This window comes from Streptomyces sp. CBMA291 (assembly GCF_014596525.1).
GTDB lineage: Bacteria > Actinomycetota > Actinomycetes > Streptomycetales > Streptomycetaceae > Streptomyces.
Genome location: NZ_MSJP01000026.1, coordinates 87,401 through 104,686 on the forward strand (window position 1 = coordinate 87,401; position 17,286 = coordinate 104,686).

11 protein-coding genes are annotated in these 17,286 nt (G+C 73.2%); 4 read left to right on the top strand and 7 right to left on the bottom strand.

The window, feature by feature from the left end; all coding sequences use genetic code 11:
- The first annotated feature begins 155 nt into the window (after positions 1-155).
- Both BU197_RS07515 and BU197_RS07520 read left to right on the top strand, forming a co-directional pair.
- Positions 156-1,217 (top strand): PucR family transcriptional regulator, encoded by a 1,062-nt coding sequence (locus tag BU197_RS07515; protein ID WP_317452231.1) that lies wholly within the window; start codon positions 156-158, stop codon positions 1,215-1,217.
- 274 nt (positions 1,218-1,491) lie between these two features.
- A complete protein-coding gene (locus BU197_RS07520) occupies positions 1,492-3,276 on the top strand; it encodes an ABC transporter ATP-binding protein (protein WP_317452232.1) in 1,785 nt (594 codons plus the stop codon).
- A gap of 84 nt (positions 3,277-3,360) precedes the next feature.
- On the opposite strand, the gene BU197_RS07525 is transcribed toward BU197_RS07520, so the two are convergent.
- Together BU197_RS07525 and BU197_RS07530 are read right to left on the bottom strand one after the other, a co-directional pair.
- Positions 3,361-5,910, bottom strand: coding sequence for a SpaA isopeptide-forming pilin-related protein (locus tag BU197_RS07525; RefSeq protein WP_188267433.1), 2,550 nt, complete (start codon positions 5,908-5,910; stop codon positions 3,361-3,363).
- Between the two features lie 231 nt (positions 5,911-6,141).
- Positions 6,142-9,099, bottom strand: coding sequence for an AfsR/SARP family transcriptional regulator (locus tag BU197_RS07530; protein ID WP_188267434.1), 2,958 nt, complete (start codon positions 9,097-9,099; stop codon positions 6,142-6,144).
- A gap of 249 nt (positions 9,100-9,348) precedes the next feature.
- Between BU197_RS07530 and BU197_RS07535 the strand changes: the two genes are divergently transcribed.
- The gene (locus BU197_RS07535) at positions 9,349-9,666 is read left to right on the top strand and encodes a hypothetical protein (RefSeq protein ID WP_188267435.1); all 318 of its coding nucleotides are present in this window, start codon (positions 9,349-9,351) and stop codon (positions 9,664-9,666) included.
- Positions 9,667-9,950: 284 nt separating this feature from the next.
- Here the strand turns inward: BU197_RS07535 and BU197_RS07540 are convergent, their stop codons facing one another.
- The 4 genes from BU197_RS07540 to BU197_RS07555 form a co-directional block, all read right to left on the bottom strand.
- Positions 9,951-10,853 (bottom strand): SigB/SigF/SigG family RNA polymerase sigma factor, encoded by a 903-nt coding sequence (locus BU197_RS07540; protein ID WP_188267436.1) that lies wholly within the window; start codon positions 10,851-10,853, stop codon positions 9,951-9,953.
- A 727-nt stretch (positions 10,854-11,580) separates the two neighbouring features.
- Positions 11,581-11,757, bottom strand: coding sequence for a CsbD family protein (locus BU197_RS07545; RefSeq protein ID WP_188267437.1), 177 nt, complete (start codon positions 11,755-11,757; stop codon positions 11,581-11,583).
- Positions 11,758-11,833: 76 nt separating this feature from the next.
- Positions 11,834-12,232, bottom strand: coding sequence for a hypothetical protein (locus BU197_RS07550; RefSeq protein ID WP_188267438.1), 399 nt, complete (start codon positions 12,230-12,232; stop codon positions 11,834-11,836).
- Positions 12,233-12,378: 146 nt separating this feature from the next.
- Complete coding sequence (locus BU197_RS07555) at positions 12,379-12,879, bottom strand: ATP-binding protein (RefSeq protein WP_223183516.1); 501 nt, start codon at positions 12,877-12,879, stop codon at positions 12,379-12,381.
- 246 nt (positions 12,880-13,125) lie between these two features.
- Here BU197_RS07555 and BU197_RS07560 point away from each other — a divergent pair, with 246 nt between their 5' ends.
- Positions 13,126-15,537 carry an ATP-binding protein gene (locus BU197_RS07560; protein WP_188267439.1) on the top strand — a complete coding sequence of 804 codons (2,412 nt, stop codon included), beginning with the start codon at positions 13,126-13,128 and terminating at the stop codon, positions 15,535-15,537.
- Positions 15,538-15,550: 13 nt separating this feature from the next.
- Here BU197_RS07560 and BU197_RS07565 read toward each other — a convergent pair.
- Positions 15,551-17,286: PP2C family protein-serine/threonine phosphatase (locus BU197_RS07565; protein ID WP_188267440.1), on the bottom strand; the 1,736-nt coding region annotated here is incomplete at its 5' end.

The window sequence follows — 17,286 nt, forward strand, 5'->3', positions numbered from 1 at the left end:
CTCAGGCGCACTTGTTCACTGCCGGAATCCGGCAGTCTTCGGCACCTCTCCGATGCCGGTGGCAAGCACCCTGGAGCCGCATGGCACGCTGGTGCCGGACGTCAAGAGAACGTCAAGGGGAAGTCAAGAAAAAAGGCGGGAAGCGGGGAGGAACCGTGAAGGAGCAGGAGAGGGCGGCGGACCACCTGGAGGGGTACGCCGAGATCCTGGCGGGGATCTGCGCGACGGGCCGGGGGCTCACCCGCGAGGAGCGGGAGTCGTTGCGCTCACGCGGCGAGCGGGCGGCCGAGCGGGGTCTCGGGCTGCGCGCCCTCGTACGGGATCTGCTCTCCGCCGCGCAGGAGGTCCGGGCCGGTCTGCGGCGCACCGAGGCCGAACATCTCCTCGCCGCCGTCGAACAGGCCGTGGACGCCTTCGCCGAGGGCCATGAGCGCGCCCAGCGCCTCGCGGTGCGCCAGGAGGAGGCGGCGCGGCGCGAGTTCATCGACGACCTGCTCCACGGCGGCAGCGGCCCGGGGCGGATAGCGGAGCGCGCCGAGCACTTCGGGCTGCTCCTCTCCCACGCGCACGCCGTGGCCGTCGCCCAGGGCGCGGAGCCGTACGGCGACGGCTACGAGGTGACCCGGCGGGTCGAGTCCTCCCTGCTCGCGCGGTTCGGCAACCGGCGCATCCTGCTCACCACCAAGGACGGGCGGCTGATCTGCGTGGCGCCCTCCGACGAGCCCGAGGTGCTCACGCACTTCGCGAAGCAGGCGTACGCGGCGACCGACGGCGGCCAGGTGGCGGTGGGCCGTCCGCACCCGGGTCCCGGCGGTGTCGTCCACTCGTACGAGGAGGCCCTGAACGCGCTCGATCTCGCCGCCCGCATGGAGTTGGACGCCCCCGTCCTGTACGCGGCCGACCTCCTCGTCTATCCGGTGCTGACCCGCGACCGGCAGGCCATGGCCGACCTCGTACGGACGGTGCTCGGCCCGCTCCAGGGGGCGCGCGGGGGCGCGCGGCCGCTTCTGGACACGCTGACGGCGTACTTCGACACGGGCTGCGTCAGCGCGCAGGCGGCGCGGCAACTCAGTCTGAGCGTCCGGGCCATGACGTACCGGCTCGACCGCATCTACCGTCTCACCGGCGCGGATCCGGCCGATCCGGTGCAGCGGTACACCCTTCAGACGGCCGTCATCGGCGCCCGGCTCCTGGACTGGCCCGACCAGCCGCTGTGACCACGGGCCCCGGCCCCCCGGGTTGCGGAGGGGGAAAACGCTTGGACCGGGCGGGGGTCGTCGCGGGAGACTCCGAGGATTCTCCGACCAGACCGACACCTCAGGGTTGGGTATGGAATCTCCTGAAACACCAGAGAAATCCCGCTCCTCCGGATCCGACACCCTCACCGAATCCACCGCCCCCACCGGATCGGACTCCCCCGCCGCATCCGACACGGCCACCGGATCGGACGAACCCCCCGCCTCACTCGAAGGGGCCCCCAGGAAAGGCTCGGTGGCCCTCGCCCTGCGCTTCTACGGGCGGGAGCTGCTCCGGCTGCGCCGGCTGACCGTGCCCGCGATGCTGCTGCCCGCCGTCGGGAACATCTTCCTCGGCTACGTCTCCCCGTTGATCGTCGCCAAGCTCGTGGGCCGGATCGCCGAGGGGGGCGGCGCCCTCGCCCTCGGTCCGCTCCTGCCGTACGTCCTCGCCTTCGCGGGAGTCCTGCTGTTCGGGGAGGCGCTGTGGCGGCTCGGCTTCCACTGTCTGAACAGGCTCGACGCGCGGGGTCTGGAGAACCTGTACGTGACGGGGATGGACGAGCTGTTCGCCAAGGACGCCGCCTTCTTCCACGACAACTTCGCCGGGTCGCTGACCAAGCGGGTCCTGAGCTTCGCCGGGCGTTTCGAGGACGTCGTCGACACGCTGACGTTCTCCGTCCTCGGCAGTCTCGTGCCGCTGCTGTTCGCCTCGGTGGTGCTGTGGCGCTACGACCCCGTCCTGGTGGCCGGACTGCTCACGCTGATCGCGCTCACGGCGCTCTGCGTGGTGCCGCTGATCCGGCGGCGGCAACGGCTGGTCGCCGAGCGCGAACAGGCGATCGCCCGTGTCTCCGGGCACGTCGCCGACAGTCTGACGAACATGGACACCGTACGGGCGTTCGCCGCCGAGAGGCAGGAGGCGGCCGAGCACCGCTCACGGGTCGCGGAGTCACGGCGTCTGACGCTGCGTTCGTGGGACTACGGCAATCTGCGGATCGACACGATCGTCGCCCCGATGTCGGTCCTCACCAATGTCCTGGGGCTCGTCCTGGCGCTCGGGCTCGGGGCGGCGGACCACGGCGTGGAGGTGGTCATCGTGGCCTTCACGTACTACGCCAACGCCACCCGGATCATGTTCGAGTTCAACCAGATCTACCGGCGGCTCGAAAGCTCGGTGACGGAGGCGGCGCAGTTCACCGAGTTGCTGCTCGACCCGCCCACCGTGGTCGACCCGCCGTCGCCCGATCCGCTGCGGAAGGGCCCCGCCGACGTCCGCTTCGAGACGGTGCGCTTCTCGTACGGCGGGAAGAAGCTCTTCGACGGTCTGGAACTCGACGTGCCCAGCGGTACGAGGGTGGGGCTCGTCGGGCGGTCCGGCGGCGGCAAGACCACGCTGACGCGGTTGCTGCTGCGGATGACGGACGTCGACGGCGGGCGGATCCTGATCGGCGGGCAGGACATCAGCCGGCTGCGGCAGACGGATCTGCGCGGGCTCATCTCCTATGTGCCGCAGGAGCCGGTGATGTTCCACCGGACGCTGCGGGACAACATCGCGTTCGCCCGCCCCGACGCCACCGACGCCGAGGTCCGGCGCGCGGCGGAGGCGGCGCATGTGACGGAGTTCGCCGACGGACTGCCCGAGGGCTTCGGCACGCTGGTGGGCGAGCGGGGCGTGAAGCTGTCCGGCGGCCAGCGCCAGCGGGTCGCGCTCGCCCGCGCGATCCTGCGGGACGCGCCGGTGCTGCTGCTCGACGAGGCGACCAGCGCCCTGGACTCCGAGAGCGAGGTGCTGGTCCAGGACGCGCTGTGGCGGCTGATGGAGGGCCGTACGGCGCTGGTGGTGGCGCACCGGCTCAGTACCGTCGCCACGATGGACCGGCTCGTCGTCCTGGACCGGGGCCGGATCGTCGAGCAGGGCACGCACCAGGAGTTGCTGGACGCCGAGGGGTCCTACGCGCGTCTGTGGCGGCACCAGTCGGGCGGCTTCCTCGACGCCCCCGCCACGTCGGGCCCTCCGGCACCCGCAAAGCCCCGCTGAGTCCGGGTGGCGGAACGGCGGCGCCCGCCCCGGACGGTCGAACCGTCCGGGGCGGGCGCTTTTCCGGCTTGCGCGGGGTGCCGGTCAGGCGGTCTTACGGCAGGTGCCGTGACCGTGGGAACCGTATCCCTGGGAGCCGTAGCCCTCGTCGCCGTAACCCGGCTCGCAGGGCTCCTCCTCGCGCCGGTTGGCGAGGCGGGCGACCACGACCTCGTGGCCCTCGCCGATCACGTACGGGCCCGTCACCGGGTCGGCGGGCAGGACGAAGCCGTCCGGCACACCGGTCTCGCGCAGGTAGTACGTGCCGTGGTCGAGGTCGTCGAAGGTGCACAGACCGTTGGTGCCGGTCGTGCACGCGGTCCCGACGCGGCTGTCGGGGTCGGCGCCGCCGGTCTGGAGACCGGGAACTCCGTTGGTCTCCTCCCACAGCTCGAAGGTCGCGCCCGGCAGCGGGGCGTGGTTGTCGGCGTCGGTCTTGATCAGCTCGATCGTGCCGGTGCCCGGCGGAACGACGGAACGCGTGTCCTCCGCCGTCACGGAGACGCCCTCGGAGGCGTTCGCGTCCGTCAGGACCAGCGGACCGAACACGGCGGGCGACGGCAGATCGTAACCAGGCGGAGCCGCCGTCTCCTGCCAGTAGTACGTACCCGTCTCCACCGTCCGGGAACACACACCGTCCGCACCGGTCACACAGTCCGCACCGACCTGCGTGTCGGGGTTGATCCCGGTCGTCTGCAAACCGGCCACGCCGTTGGTCTCCTCCCACAGGCGGAAGGTCGCTCCTTGCAGCACCGCGCCCGTCTCGGCGTCCGTCTTCACCACACGGACGTCACCGGTGCCCGGCGGAACGACGGAACGCGTGTCCTCCGCCGTCACCGAGACACCCTCGGAGGCGTTCGCGTCCGTCAGGACCAACGGACCGAAGACCGCGGGCGACGGCAGCTCGTAACCAGGCGGGGCCACGGTCTCCTGCCAGTAGTACGTACCCGTCTCCACCGTCCGCGAGCACACACCATCCGCACCCGTCACACAGTCCGCACCGACCTGCGTGTCAGGGTTCGCCCCGGTCGTCTGCAAACCGGCCACACCATTGGTCTCCTCCCACAAGCGGAAGGTCGCCCCCTGCAACACCGCACCCGTGTCGGCGTCCGTCTTCACCACACGGACGTCACCGGTCGTCGGCGGAACGACGGAACGCGTGTCCTCCGCCGTCACGGACACCCCTGCCTCCGCGTTGCCCTCCGTCAGGACCAGCGGACCGAACACGGCGGGCGACGGCAGATCGTACCCAGGTGGAGCCGCCGTCTCCTGCCAGTAGTACGTACCCGTCTCCACCGTCCGCGAGCACACACCATCCGCACCCGTCACACAGTCCGCACCGACCTGCGTGTCGGGATTCGCCCCGGTCGTCTGGAGACCGGCCACACCGTTCGTCTCCTCCCACAGACGGAAGGTCGCCCCCTGCAACACCGCGCCCGTCCCCGCGTCCGTCTTCACCACACGGACGTCACCGGTGGTGGGGATGGGGGTGCCGCAGTCCGGCAGGTCGCCGTTGAAGGGGTAGGCGTGGAACTCCTGGCCGCCGCCGCCCGTGGCCGAGCTGGTGTGGGTGAGCGAACCCGTCGTGAAGAAGCGCCCGTTGGAGCCCGGGACCGAGACCGTCGACATCGACGTCTGCTCGCCGACGAGGACGCTGCCCTGGAACTGGCCCGTGCCCTCAAGGGTCATCGACGTGGCGTCGGGGAAGTTCCACAGCAGCCGCTCGCGGTAGGCGTTCAGCGGGTCGATGGCGTCGTCGATGCCACCGCTGTAGGTGTTGATCGTACGGTCGGTGCCGAGGATGTTGACGAGGATCGTCGCCCCGTCCGGGATGTTCTCGAAGACCAGACCCTGCTGGCCGCCGGTCGGCCCCGCGAGGTCGAAGTCGACGTTGAAGACCTGGAGGGCCGAGGTGCCGTCACCCGTGAAGACCGTCTGGCCGCCCTGGTTGTCGGCGGTGCCCGTGGGGGTCCTCGGCACGCCGTCGACCCGCGCGTAGCAGCGGCTGGCCGCGGTGAGCTGGTCGCGCAGTCCGATGTACGGCACGATGGCGTTCGCGTCCTGGACGAGGGTGCCGATCACGGTGCCGGTGACCGAGCCCGCGTGCCGTACGGTCCCGATCTCGTCGGGAAGGCCGCCGGTGGTCTCCAGGCGCTGCTCCGGAGCGATCGTGATGTCCCCGCCGGTGGTGAGGAAGTCCGCGTCCCTGGACGGGGGGACGCGGGAGCCCACGCCGACGATGCCGAGGTTGTAGAGACCGGCCTCGGGGTCCTTGTTCTGGTCGAAGTTGTCGAGGACGACGACCCGCCCCTCGGCCTCGGCGGCACGGCTGCGGACCAGGAAGTCGTCGCCGACGAAGACGTTGATCGCGTCGTCCCGCCCGGCGAACGGCAGGTTGTTGATCCCGGGGAACGGGTCGGGGCAGTCCCCGGGGACGCAGGGGCCGAGTCCCCCGGGCAGCGGCGCCGCACTGGCGACCTGGGCTGCCGGCCCGAGAAGCAGCGCGGGCAGCGACGCCAGGGCGACGGCTGAGGAGAGTACGGCCGAGCCGGGCCGCCGACGGCGACGGCGGCGCTCGGTGGTGTGCTGTGTCATGGCGCGAGTCTCGGTTCCCGAGGGGTCCCGAACCACGCACGGTGACCGGTGTTGATCCGCCCGTGGCCCGTCATCACCGCCACGCGTGAAGGGCGGACGGCCGGATGGCCGAACCGGGTGCTCCGCCCTGGGAGGGCGGTACGGCGCCCCGGACCCCGCACTCCCGGCCGGGTCCGGTGCCGGGATCGGGGCCGGAATCGGGACCGGGCGCCGGTTCCGGGCGCCGGACCGTCAGGACGATTCCGCCTCCCTGAGCTTGAGTCTGATCCCTTCCGCGTCGTCGTGCCCGAGCGCGTCCAGGAGTTCCCAGGCTCGCCGCCAGGCGTCCTGGGCGGCTTCGGGGTGGCCCGAGGACTGTTCCGCGTCGCCCAGATGGTCCAGGGAGAGGGCCTCGTAGTGGGGGGCGCCGACCTCGCGCAGACCGTCCGCCGAGAGGCGGAAGCAGCGCACCGCCCGGTCGAGGTCGCCGGTCTCCTGGTGCACCACGCCGATGCTGTCCCAGGTGAGGGCGAGGCTGCGCAGGTCGCCGAGTTCCTCGAAGACCACCCGGGCGGCCTCGCACATGGCCAGGGCTTCCGCGTGGTTGCCGAGCAGGGCGTAGAAGTACCCCACGTTGTTGAGGGCCTTGGCCTCTCCGCTGCGGTTGCCCAGGGCCCGGAAGAGCGCGAGCGCCTGCTCGTTGTGGTGCAGTGCCTCCTCGGGGCGTTCCCGCCGCTCGTACCGGCCCGCGAGGTCGAGATGGACGTCCGCCTGGCCGTACAGGTCCTCCTCGGCGGTGAACAGGGCGAGAGCCCTGCGCAGATGGGCCTCGCCCGCAGCCTCCCGGACGTTCCAGCGCAGTGCCGAGGCCAGGCTCCTGAGCGCCTTCGCCTGGGCCGTCGGGTCGTCGAGCCGCTCCGCAGCCCGCAGCGCGGCGGTCTGGACGACGACCCCGTCGTCCCAGTGCCCGCCCCAGAAGAGGTACGTCTTGAGGAGGTGGGCCAGCTGCCAGCAGGCGAGGTCGAGTCCGGCGTCGCCGAGCCGGGAGACGGTCTGCACCAGGGCCGCGTGCTCCCCGGTGAACCACTCTCTGGCCGCCGTGACGTCCGCGATCACCTCCGGGCGCACCCCGCGCCCCGTCTTGTCGGGCAGACCGGCGGGGCTCAGCGAGGGGTCCATGAACAGGCTGGCCACCTGCGCGGTGCGCAGATAGTGCTCGGCGAGGCGGCGCAGGGCGGAGAGCCGTCGTGCCCCGGAGTCCTGCTGTTCGCCCAGCTCGGTCGCGTACGAGCGCAGCAGGTCGTGGAAGGCGTACCGCCCTTCGGCGTCCTCGGTGACGAGGTTGGCCCGTGCCAGTTCGGTGAGGAGTTCCTCCACCCGTGACGGCGGTACGGCGGCGAGGCTGGCGGCCACGGCCACCGTGACCCTGGGCCCGGGGTGGACGGCCAGCATCCGGAAGAGGCCCGCCGCTTCGGGGCTCAGCGTCTCGTAGGACCAGGAGAGGACCGCGCGGACGTCGCTGAGGGCGTCGCTTCCGGTGAAGGCGTCGAGCCCCCGGGAGCGGCGCAGCCGTTCGACGAGCCGGGTCAGGCTGAGGGCGGGGGTGACGGCGGCCCGCGCGCCGACGACGGCCAGCGCCAGCGGGAGCCGCGCGGTCAGTTCGACGGCTTCGTCGGCCGCGCGGGGGTCGGCGGCGACCCGGTCGTGACCGACGCGGGCGGCGAGCAGTTCGCGTGCCTCGTCGGGCGGCAGCACGTCCAGGGCCACCGGCTGGGCGCCTTCGACGGCGACGAGGCCGAGGAGCTGGTCCCTGCTGGTCACCAGGGTGAGGCTGGTGGCGGAGCCGGGCAGCAGCGGCCGTACATGGGCGGCGTCGCGGGCGTTGTCGAGGAGGATCAGCAGCCGGCGCCCGTCGGTGAGCGTGCGGAGGAGAGCGGTGCGGGCCTCCTGGTAGGCGGGGACGCGGGCACGCGGGACACCGAGCCCTTCGAGGAGGCTCCGCAGGGCGTTGTCCGGGGTGACGGCGGACCCTTCGGGGCCGAAACCGCGTAGGTCCAGGTGGAGTTGGCCGTCGGGGAAGTGCTCGCGGACGCGGTGTGCCCAGTGCACGGCGAGGGTCGTCTTGCCGACGCCTCCCGGACCGGAGAGGACGACCATTCCGCCGCCTCCGTACCGGCGGGCGTCGCCGAGGAGCGCGTCGAGCCGGGCGAGTTCGGCCTTGCGGCCCGAGAAGTAGCGCGAGGCAGGCGGGAGTTGGGCGGGCACATGGCCACCGGCCGGGCCCGGACCCGACCGCCCGGCCGTACTCTCGGGCGAATCCGGGGCCGAAGCCGGGGCCGAGGTCGAGGTCGGGTTCGTCGTCGGCGTCGGGGGCCGGTTCCGGGTCCGGTCCGATACGGGCGGGACGGCACCGGGGACGGGGGAAGAGGGGGACGAGGCCGGGAAGGGCTTCGTCAGGGGCTCGTCGGGGCCCCGCAGGATCTCGGCCAGCGCCTCCTGCACGGTACGCGCGGGCTCCACGCCCAGTTCGTCCGCGAGGGTTCTCCGGAGCCGGTGGAAGACGGCCAGGGCCTCGGCCTGCCGGTCGGTGCGGTGCAGGGCGAGCATCAGATGCCGGTGGAAGCCCTCCCGCAGCGGGTGCTGCTCGGTCAGCGCGTACAGTTCGGCGGCCAGCCCGTCGTACCGGCCGAGTCGCAGGTCCGCCTCGCAGCGCCACTCCAGCGCGACGAGCCTGGCCTCCTCGAAGACCTGGAGCCCCGGCGCGTACCGGGGGCTCAGGCAGAGTCCGGGGAGGTCCGCGAGCGGGCTCCCCCGCCACAGCCCGAGCGCCGCCACGCAGGCGCGGCGCACGGCCTGCCAGTCCTCCTGACGGCGTGCGGCGCGGGCGGTGCTCAGCAGGTCCTCGTGGACGTCGGCGTCGAGCGTGCCCCGGTCCGCGTCCAGGACGTATCCGGGCGGTACGGAGCGCAGCCGGGCGGCTCCGTCGGGGCCGAGCGCCCTGCGCAGCCGGGTGATGTGGTTGTGGAGCGAACTCGCGGCCGTCGCGGGCGGGGCGGAGCCCCACAGGGCGGCCTTGAGTTCGTCGGACGAGACCACCTGGCCGCGCCTCAGGAGCAGAAGGGCCAGCAGGGTACGGACCTTGACGCTGCCGATGACCAGAGGACCGGCGGAGCCCTGTGCCGTGAGCGGGCCGAGCAGACCGAAACGCATAGCGCGCCTCCCGAGTTCAGTGTTCCGACGACCGCGTGCGCCGGTGACGCCCCGGCACCGGCGTCTTCTCCACGGGTCGCGGCCCCATTGAACAGGACACGCGTTCCCGTATCGACAAACTGCCCGAGGGCTGGAATCCACCCGGGCGCGGCGGCACGGGCTTGCTCCTCGGCCGTCGGGGCCGTCGCAGGTCAGGGGCCGGGACCGGGCGCATACCGTCCCGGAGCCCGCCGCGAAGGGTGGTGATCCGTGGTGAACGGTTTCGAGCGGGAAGCCGTCTCCCCGCACACCGAGGGCCTCGGCCGCCTCGACGTGCCCCTGCGGGGTGCGGAGGGCGGCGGGCCGCTGGTGCTCCCGGAGGGCACGGTGGTCAGCGTCGGGCTCACCTTCCGGCTGGGCCGGGAGATCGACGGGCTCGCGTTCGAGGAGGTGCGGGCCAGGAACGGCACCGTGCTGTCGACCGCGCGCACGGTACTGGGGGGCTTCAGGCCCGGCGGTTCGTACGAGGTGCGGCTGCCGACGGAGCGACTGCCGATGGGGCAGGCGTACCGGGGCTGTACGCGGTGACCGGCCGCTTCACCGACGGCGAGGGCCGCGAGCCGGCCACGGAACACCACCGGATCCTTCTGGTGCGCCCGACGGACCCGGTCCCGGGACCCGCCTCGCGCGTCGGCCGGGGACCGCGCCTCAGGGCGCCCGCCACCGCCCCTGCGCCCACGCCTGCCGACGGGGCCGGTCACCGACGAAGGGGCCGGGGCGGTGGCAGGGGCGGTCGTCCTCGCCACCGTCCCCGTCGGTACGGACCGGCGGGGGCGGTGGCGAGGGGGAAGAGGAGACGGCGGGTGCGGGACTCAGCCCGTCGGGGTGGGCGCGGGGCCCTCGGCGGCGAGGCCCGCCCGCAGTTCGTCCAGGATGCGTCTCAGCAGTCGGGAGACGTGCATCTGGGAGAGGGAGAGGCGTTCGCCGATCTGCGCCTGAGTGAGGTCCTGGCCGAAGCGGAGGGCGAGAATGCGCTGGTCCCTGGCGTCGAGGCGGGCCACGAGCGGCTTCAGGGAGGCGAGGTCCTCGATCAGCTCGTAGCAGGGTTCGGCCTCGGCGAGCCGCCGCGCGGAGACGCGGGGGGTGTCCTCGTCGTCGGGTGACACGTCGAGGGAGCGGGCGGTGTAGCCGTGGGCGGCGATCTCGCCCTCGGCGACGCGCTCCTCGGAGAGGTGCATCCGGTCGGCGACCTGGGCCCGGGTCGGCCGGTGGCCGAGGTCCTGTTCGAGGGCGTCGGTGGACTTGGCGAGGTCCACCCGGAGTTCCTGGAGGCGTCGGGGCACCCGTACGGCCCAGGTGGTGTCCCGGAAGAACCGTTTCATCTCGCCGATGACCGTGGGCAGTGCGAAGGCGGAGAACTCCACGCCCCGGGTCGGGTCGAACCGGTCGATCGCCTTGATCAGGCCGATGGTGCCGACCTGCACGAGGTCTTCCCGCTGCTCGCGCCGGTTGCGGAAGCGCCGGGCGGCGAACCGCACCAGGCTCAGGTTCAGCTCCACCAGCGTGTTGCGTACGTAGGCGTGCTCGGGCGTTCCCGGCTCCAGCTCGGCCAGCCTCGCGAAGAGGGCGACGGAGACGGACTGGGCCCGGTCCGTGGAGACCCGGCTCGGGCGGTCGATCTCGGGCAGCCCGGCCAGAGCGGCCCGGCGCATCCCGGCCCCCGAGGAGGGCCCTGCGCGGGGGGTACGGCTCGTGCGAGCCGGAGTACGGGACATGGGGCTCCTTCGACGGGGGCAGGGGCCCACGTCGCGGAGTGCACGGCGGAGGTCCGTCGGGTCGAGCGTCCTATGAGGACCCCTTCCCGCTCCGAACGGATCCATGCGGCGGGAACGGCTCGGCTTGACCGACCGCCCCGGCCGGGGATGACCGGCCCGGCCGACCGGTAGGGGGCGCTCGTCCTCGGACGGGGGCGAGCCGTACGGGGGGGAAAGCCATGCAGGGGCGAGCCGTACGGGGGCGCTCACCCCCCAGGCTCGGCCGTCCCGTACGGGGCCCTTCGCCCCAGGCCCGGTTGACCCGCGCGGACCCTCACCCCAGGCCCGGCCGTCCCGTCCCGTACGGGGCCCTTCGCCCTCAGGTCCTGCTGACCCGTACGGGGGCCCTCACCCCCAGACCCGGCCGACCCCGTACAGGTCCTCACTCCCCAGACCCGGCCAACCCCGTACGGGTCCTCACTCCTCAGATCCGGCCGACCCCGTACGGGTCCTCACTCCTCAGATCCGGCCGACCCGTGCGGGAGCCCCCACCCCAGGGCGGCCCCGCCTGCCCGTACGACCCCGCCTGCCCGTACGGCCCCGGCATCCGGGCAGGGCTCCACGCCCACGGAGTCCCCGTCCAGCCACAGAGTCCCGGGCCGCCCCCGGAGCCCCGACCCCCGTCCAGGGCACGCGGCGGGGGCCCGTCCTGTCGCCACGGGCCCCCGGCGCGCGGGTGAGCGCGCGGTCACTTCAGGTCGTCGCGGGTCTTCCGGGCCCGCTCGCGGGCCTTCTCCCCGATCTCCCTGATCTTGCCCTTCACCTGGTCGGCCTGGCCCTCGGCCTCCATCCGTTCGTTGCCCGTGGCTTTGCCCACGGTCTCCTTGACCTTGCCCTTGCCCTTGTCCATGGCACTCTTGCGCATGACGTGTCTCCTTCCATGGGAACGGGCACATCCACCGTGTCCGCGCCTCACCCCGTACGCCGGGGCGCAAACACGCTCAGTCCGTTTTCTCGGTCCTCTCCGTGGTCTCGGATCTTTCCCACCCCGCCGACCAGCGGCGGAACGCCTGGCCGACGAGGCGCGCCAGCGAGGCCAGGGTCACGATCCACACTCCCGCGAACAGCCAGATCAGCGGTGCCGCCTCGGTGGCGACGGCGAGGACGAAAAGCGTCAGGCTCAGCGCCCCGAGCCCGGCGAAGGCGAGCCGGGGCAGCCGGTGACGGGCTCCGCCGTCCGAGGAAGGCCCAAGCCGCGCCCCGGCGGACAGGGAACGCCGGTCCCTCCGGCTCCGGCGCATGGTGCGCAGGCTGCGCGCAAGCGTCTCGTCGCGCTCCAGCTGCTCCTCGATCTCCGCGAGGACGCGTCGCTCACGCGCGGAGAGCGGGGGTTCGTTCATCGCGGCCACCTCCTCCCGCCCGGCTCCGTCACGGGGTCGGGGAACCGGTGACGACGACCGGCACGGTCGCGTCGCACCCCTGCGGGTTCCCCCGCACACCCGAATCGAACCTTCGCCCTGTGGCCGCATGTCGATGCGGCCGCCGTTCAGCGGAGGCCGGTCCCCGAAGGGCGCCACGGCGGGCGGGACGGGCGGCCGACCTCCAGCCACACCACCTTGCCCACCGCTCCCGGCCCCTTGTCCTCGGCGCCCCAGGCTCCCGCGAGCCGGTCGAGCACCATGAGCCCATGGCCTCCGGGCAGGGCGGGTGACCGGGGAACACGGGCACTCGGGTGTACGGGGCTGGCATCGGCCACTTCGACCCGCAGCCGTCCCGGCTCGTGGCGCAGGACGAACTCCTGCGGTCCTCCGGCGTGCAGACAGGCGTTGGTGACGACCTCGGAGACGAGCAGCAGGACGTCCTCCACCCGCTGTCCCGCCTCCTCGCTCTCCGGGGGGAGCCATCCCCAGTCGGTCAGGGCCTGGGCCGTGAAGTCGCGGCAGCGTGCCACCACGCCCCGGGTCCCGCTCAGGACGAGCCTGCGGATCTGGGCCGGGGGGAGGTCGGTGCCGCTCTCGTTCATCTCTCCCGCCGTCGTCGCGGCCATGCCCGGACAGCGCCTCGTCGACGCGTCCGTACACCTGGAACACTCCCCGCGCACCGGTGATCTCGAACATCCGGTCCACCGGCGGACGCGGTCTCGCGAGGTCTTCGCCGCACTCCCGAGGGAGGTGGCCCCGTACGGGCGGGCGCGGGCCCCGGGACCGTCCCCGCCCTACAGTGGAGGGGGACTCGGGACGCCCGGGGCGCACGGCTCCGGGCCCGTACCGTGAGCGCCCCGTGCGAGGCACCCATGACAGAGCGCAGAACCTCCCCGGACCACGGACCGACGCGCCGGGAGCCGGGCGAGGAGGACCTCCGCCGGCTGCTCGCCGGACTCACCGCCGTACGGGACGGGGACCTCTCCGTCCTGCTCACCGGCGACGGCGAGGGTGTCCTCGGCGAGATCGCCGGGGTCTACAACGACATGGTCGACCGGCTGTCCTCCTTCGCAGAGGAGGTCACCCGGGTCGCGCGGGAGGTCGGCACGGAGGGCACGCTCGGCGGTCAGGCCACCGTCCACGGGGTCTCCGGCACCTGGAAGGACCTCACCGACAATGTCAACTCGATGGCCGACAACCTGACCCGGCAGGTCCGCGCCATCGCCGAGGTGACCAGCGCCGTCGCCGAGGGCGACCTGACCCGTTCGATCACCGCCGAGGCGCCCGGCGAGGTCGGGGAGCTGCGCGACAACATCAACTCCATGGTCGGGTCGCTGCGCGCCACGATCCGGGCCAACGAGGACCAGGACTGGCTCCAGACCAACCTCGCCCGGATCACCACCCTCCTCCAGGGCACCCGGAGCCTGCCCGCGATCGCCCGGCTGATCATGACGGAGGTGCCGCCGCTGGTGGCCGCCCAGTACGGGGCGTTCTTCCTCGCCGAGGACGGCGAGGACGGCACCGGACTCGTCATGACCGCCGCCTACGGCTCGCCCGACTCCCCGGACGCCGCGCCGCGCCGCTTCCGGCTCGGCCAGTCCCTGGTGGGGCAGGCCGCCCGCGACCGGCGCCCCCTCCTCGTCGACCGGGTGCCCGCCGGATACGCCACCATCGCCTCCGGTACGGGCTCGGGCGAGCCGGTCGCGCTGATCATCCTGCCGATCGTCGTCGAGGAACAGGTCATCGGGGCACTGGAGTTCGCCTCGCTCCAGCCCTTCGCCGGGGTGCGGCGCGACTTCCTCGACCGGCTCGTGGACAGCGCGGGCGCCGTCCTCGGTTCCCTGCTCGCCCATCTGCGTACCGATGAACTCCTCGCGCAGTACCGGCGCCTCGCCGACGAACTGCGCTCGCGGTCCGCCGAGTTGCAGTCGAGGCAGCGGGAACTCCAGCGCTCCAACGCCGAACTGAAGGAGAAGGCGGCTCTCCTCGCCCAGCGCAACAAGGACATCGAGTCCAAGAACCTCGTCATCGAGCAGGGCCGACGGGAGCTGGAGGTGCGCGCCCAGCAGCTCTCCCGCACCTCCATGTACAAGTCCGAGTTCCTCGCCAACATGAGCCACGAGCTGCGCACCCCGCTCAACAGCCTGCTGATCCTGGCCCGGCTGCTCGCCCGCAACCCGGACGGGAACCTGACCGGGAAGCAGGTCGAGTACGCCGAGGTCATCCACTCGGCCGGGTCCGACCTCCTCCAGCTCATCAACGACATCCTCGATCTGTCGAAGGTCGAGGCGGGGAAGAGGGACATCCGGCGCGAGCCGTTCCCGCTCCGTCGGCTCGCGGACTATCTGGAGGCGACCTTCGGACCGGTCGCCGACGAACGGCGGCTCGCGTTCACCGTCACCCTCGCCGACGACCTGCCCGAGGTCCTGGACGGCGACGAGGCGAGGATCCGCCAGATCCTGCGCAATCTGCTCTCCAACGCCCTGAAGTTCACCGACGAGGGCCGGGTGACGCTCGCCATGGAGCCCGCCGCCCCCGACGAGACGCCTCCCGCGCTCCTCGACGGCCGGCCCGTGCTCGCCTTCCGCGTCACCGACACCGGCATCGGCATCCCCGGCGAGCGGTTGGGCCATGTCTTCGAGGCCTTCCAGCAGGGCGACGGCACCACCGCCCGACGGTACGGCGGCACCGGGCTCGGGCTCTCCATCAGCCGGGAGGTGGCGGGGCTCCTCGGCGGCGCCATCGAGGCCGCGAGCAGTCCGGGGCGCGGCAGCACCTTCACGTTCTATCTGCCCACCGCCCGGCCGGAGCCGGGCCCGGCGGACCCGGAAGGCGACGACGGCACGACGGGCACGAGCGGTGCGGCCGGTGTGCCCGCCCCCTCCTCCGCCGGTACGTCCGGCTCCTCCCCCGACGGCGGGACCGTGCTGGTCGTCGACGACGATCCCCGTAACGTCTTCGCCCTCACCGAGATCCTCGAAGGACACGGGCTGCGCGTCCTCGCCGCCGACGGCGGGCGGGCCGGTCTCGACGCCCTCGCCGCGCACCGGGAGATCGGGCTCGTCCTGATGGACGTCATGATGGCCGGAACGGACGGCTACAGCGCGATCAGGGCCATCCGGAGGATGCCGGGCCGGGAGCGTCTGCCCGTCATCGCGGTCACCGCGAAGGCGATGCCGGGCGACCGCGACGAGGCCCTGCGCGCGGGCGCGGACGACTACGTCTCCAAACCCGTCGACGGAAACGAGCTGATCACCAGGATCGGTTCCTGGCTGGCGCTCTGAGGGCGCGGGGCCCTCAGGAATCCGGCGGGCCGAACCGACCGTCCGGATCGGACCCCTCGGACGACCGGTCGAGGACGCGGACGGCGACGATGCTGGTGTCGTCGTCGGTGTCGCCCCGGGCCGAGCCGAGCAGTTCGTCCACGAGCCGGTCCGGCGCCCGGTCCGCGAGCCGCTCGGCCTCGGCGACGAGCCGGGCCACCCCCTCGTCGAGGCCGTCCTGACGGCGCTCGACCAGACCGTCGGTGTACAGCAGCAGGGTGTCCCCCGGGCGCAGCCCGACCCGCTGCTCCCGGTATCCGACGTCCGGCACCGCGCCGAGCAGGATGTCGTGCGGCGGGACGAGGACCCGTGCCCGGCCGTCCCGCAGGAGCAGCATCGGCAGGTGTCCGGCGCTCGACCAGAGCAGCCCTCCGTCCTCGGGGTCGTACAGCGCGCAGACCGCCGTGGCGGTGATGCCGCCGCCGGTCCGCAGGGTGACCTCGTTGAGCCAGCCCATCAGGTGCCGGGGCGGGTGGCCGGTGAAGGCGAGGGCCCGTTGGGCGTTGCGGAGCGCGACCATGCCGGTGACGGAGTCGATGCCGTGCCCGGCGATGTCGCCGACCGCGACGAGGACCTTGCCGTCGGGCAGCGCGAGGACGTCGTACCAGTCGCCGCCCACCCGGTACTCCTCGGCGGCCGGCCGGTAGCGGGCGGCCGCGAGCAGTCCGCCGGGCAGTTCCTGGAGACCGGGGAACTCGGGCACGATCGCCTGCTGGAGCTGGAGCGCGAGCTGGTGGCGCAGCTCCGCCCGGTCGCGGACGGCGACGAGGCGGTCGAAGGTGGCCGTCAGCGCGGCCTCGGTGCGACGGCTGCCGGAGACGTCCTGGTAGACCCCGGCGAAGCCGGTGACCGTCCCCCCGTCGATCAGCGGCTCGGCCGCCACCCGCACATGGCGTACGGCGCCCCCGGGGAGCATGATCCGCAGGACCGCCCGCGCGCCCGTCTGCCGCCGGGTCAGCGTGGTCAGCAGCCGGGTGAGGGCTTCGCCGTCGTCCGGGTGCACGAGACCGCGCAGCCCCAGGAGGGGTACCGGCGGCTCGGCCCGGTCCCGGCCGAAGACGGCGTACGCCTGGGGTGACCACACCGTCCCGGCGCCGGTCAGGCTGTCCTGGAAGGGCGCCACGTCCCGCAGCCCCGCGACCGCGCGGGCGGTGGCGGGACCGGGTGCGCCCTCGGTGTGCCAGAGCAGCACGGCCCGGTCCTCTCCGGCGGGCAGCAGGCGTACGTCGAGCAGCGGCGGGGGCTCTCCTGGTACGGCCGAAGCGGGCAGCCGTCCGGCCCGCTGGACGCGGGTGACGGCCAGCGCGGCGCGGGCGAGGCGGGCGAGTTCGGCGTGGGCCGGCGGGAAGGCGCGGGCGAGGGTGACGGCGGGGTCCATGGCGCCGAGCACGGCGACCGCCCTCGCGTTGAGGTGGTCCACGGTGATCGGCCCGGAACCGTCTCTGAGGTGCAGGAGCGCGGCGGGGTGGCCGAGGGAGTCGAGTACGTCGACGAGGACGGGGAGCGGGGGAAGGCCGGGATCGGGGACGTCCAGGACCGTGCCCGCCACGTCCAGGAGCCCGAGGACGGCCCGCCGTACCGTGGCGTCGAGGACGGCGGGGCCCGGCCAGCCCACCAGGGCCACGCCGACGGTCCGGTCGCGTCGGACCAGCGGCAGCAGCGCGCGGGCCGCGTCGGCGCGGGCTCCGGGCAGGGGCGCACCGGCGGCGG

Bases quoted from the DNA above. Each gene is read 5' to 3' on its own strand.
- BU197_RS07525 (WP_188267433.1), bottom strand. From the start codon at position 5,910: ATGACACAGCACACCACCGAGCGCCGCCGTCGCCGTCGGCGGCCCGGC.
- BU197_RS07530 (WP_188267434.1), bottom strand. From the start codon at position 9,099: ATGCGTTTCGGTCTGCTCGGCCCGCTCACGGCACAGGGCTCCGCCGGT.
- BU197_RS07540 (WP_188267436.1), bottom strand. From the start codon at position 10,853: ATGTCCCGTACTCCGGCTCGCACGAGCCGTACCCCCCGCGCAGGGCCC.
- BU197_RS07545 (WP_188267437.1), bottom strand. From the start codon at position 11,757: ATGCGCAAGAGTGCCATGGACAAGGGCAAGGGCAAGGTCAAGGAGACC.
- BU197_RS07550 (WP_188267438.1), bottom strand. From the start codon at position 12,232: ATGAACGAACCCCCGCTCTCCGCGCGTGAGCGACGCGTCCTCGCGGAG.
- BU197_RS07555 (WP_223183516.1), bottom strand. From the start codon at position 12,879: ATGGCCGCGACGACGGCGGGAGAGATGAACGAGAGCGGCACCGACCTC.
- BU197_RS07560 (WP_188267439.1), top strand. From the start codon at position 13,126: ATGACAGAGCGCAGAACCTCCCCGGACCACGGACCGACGCGCCGGGAG.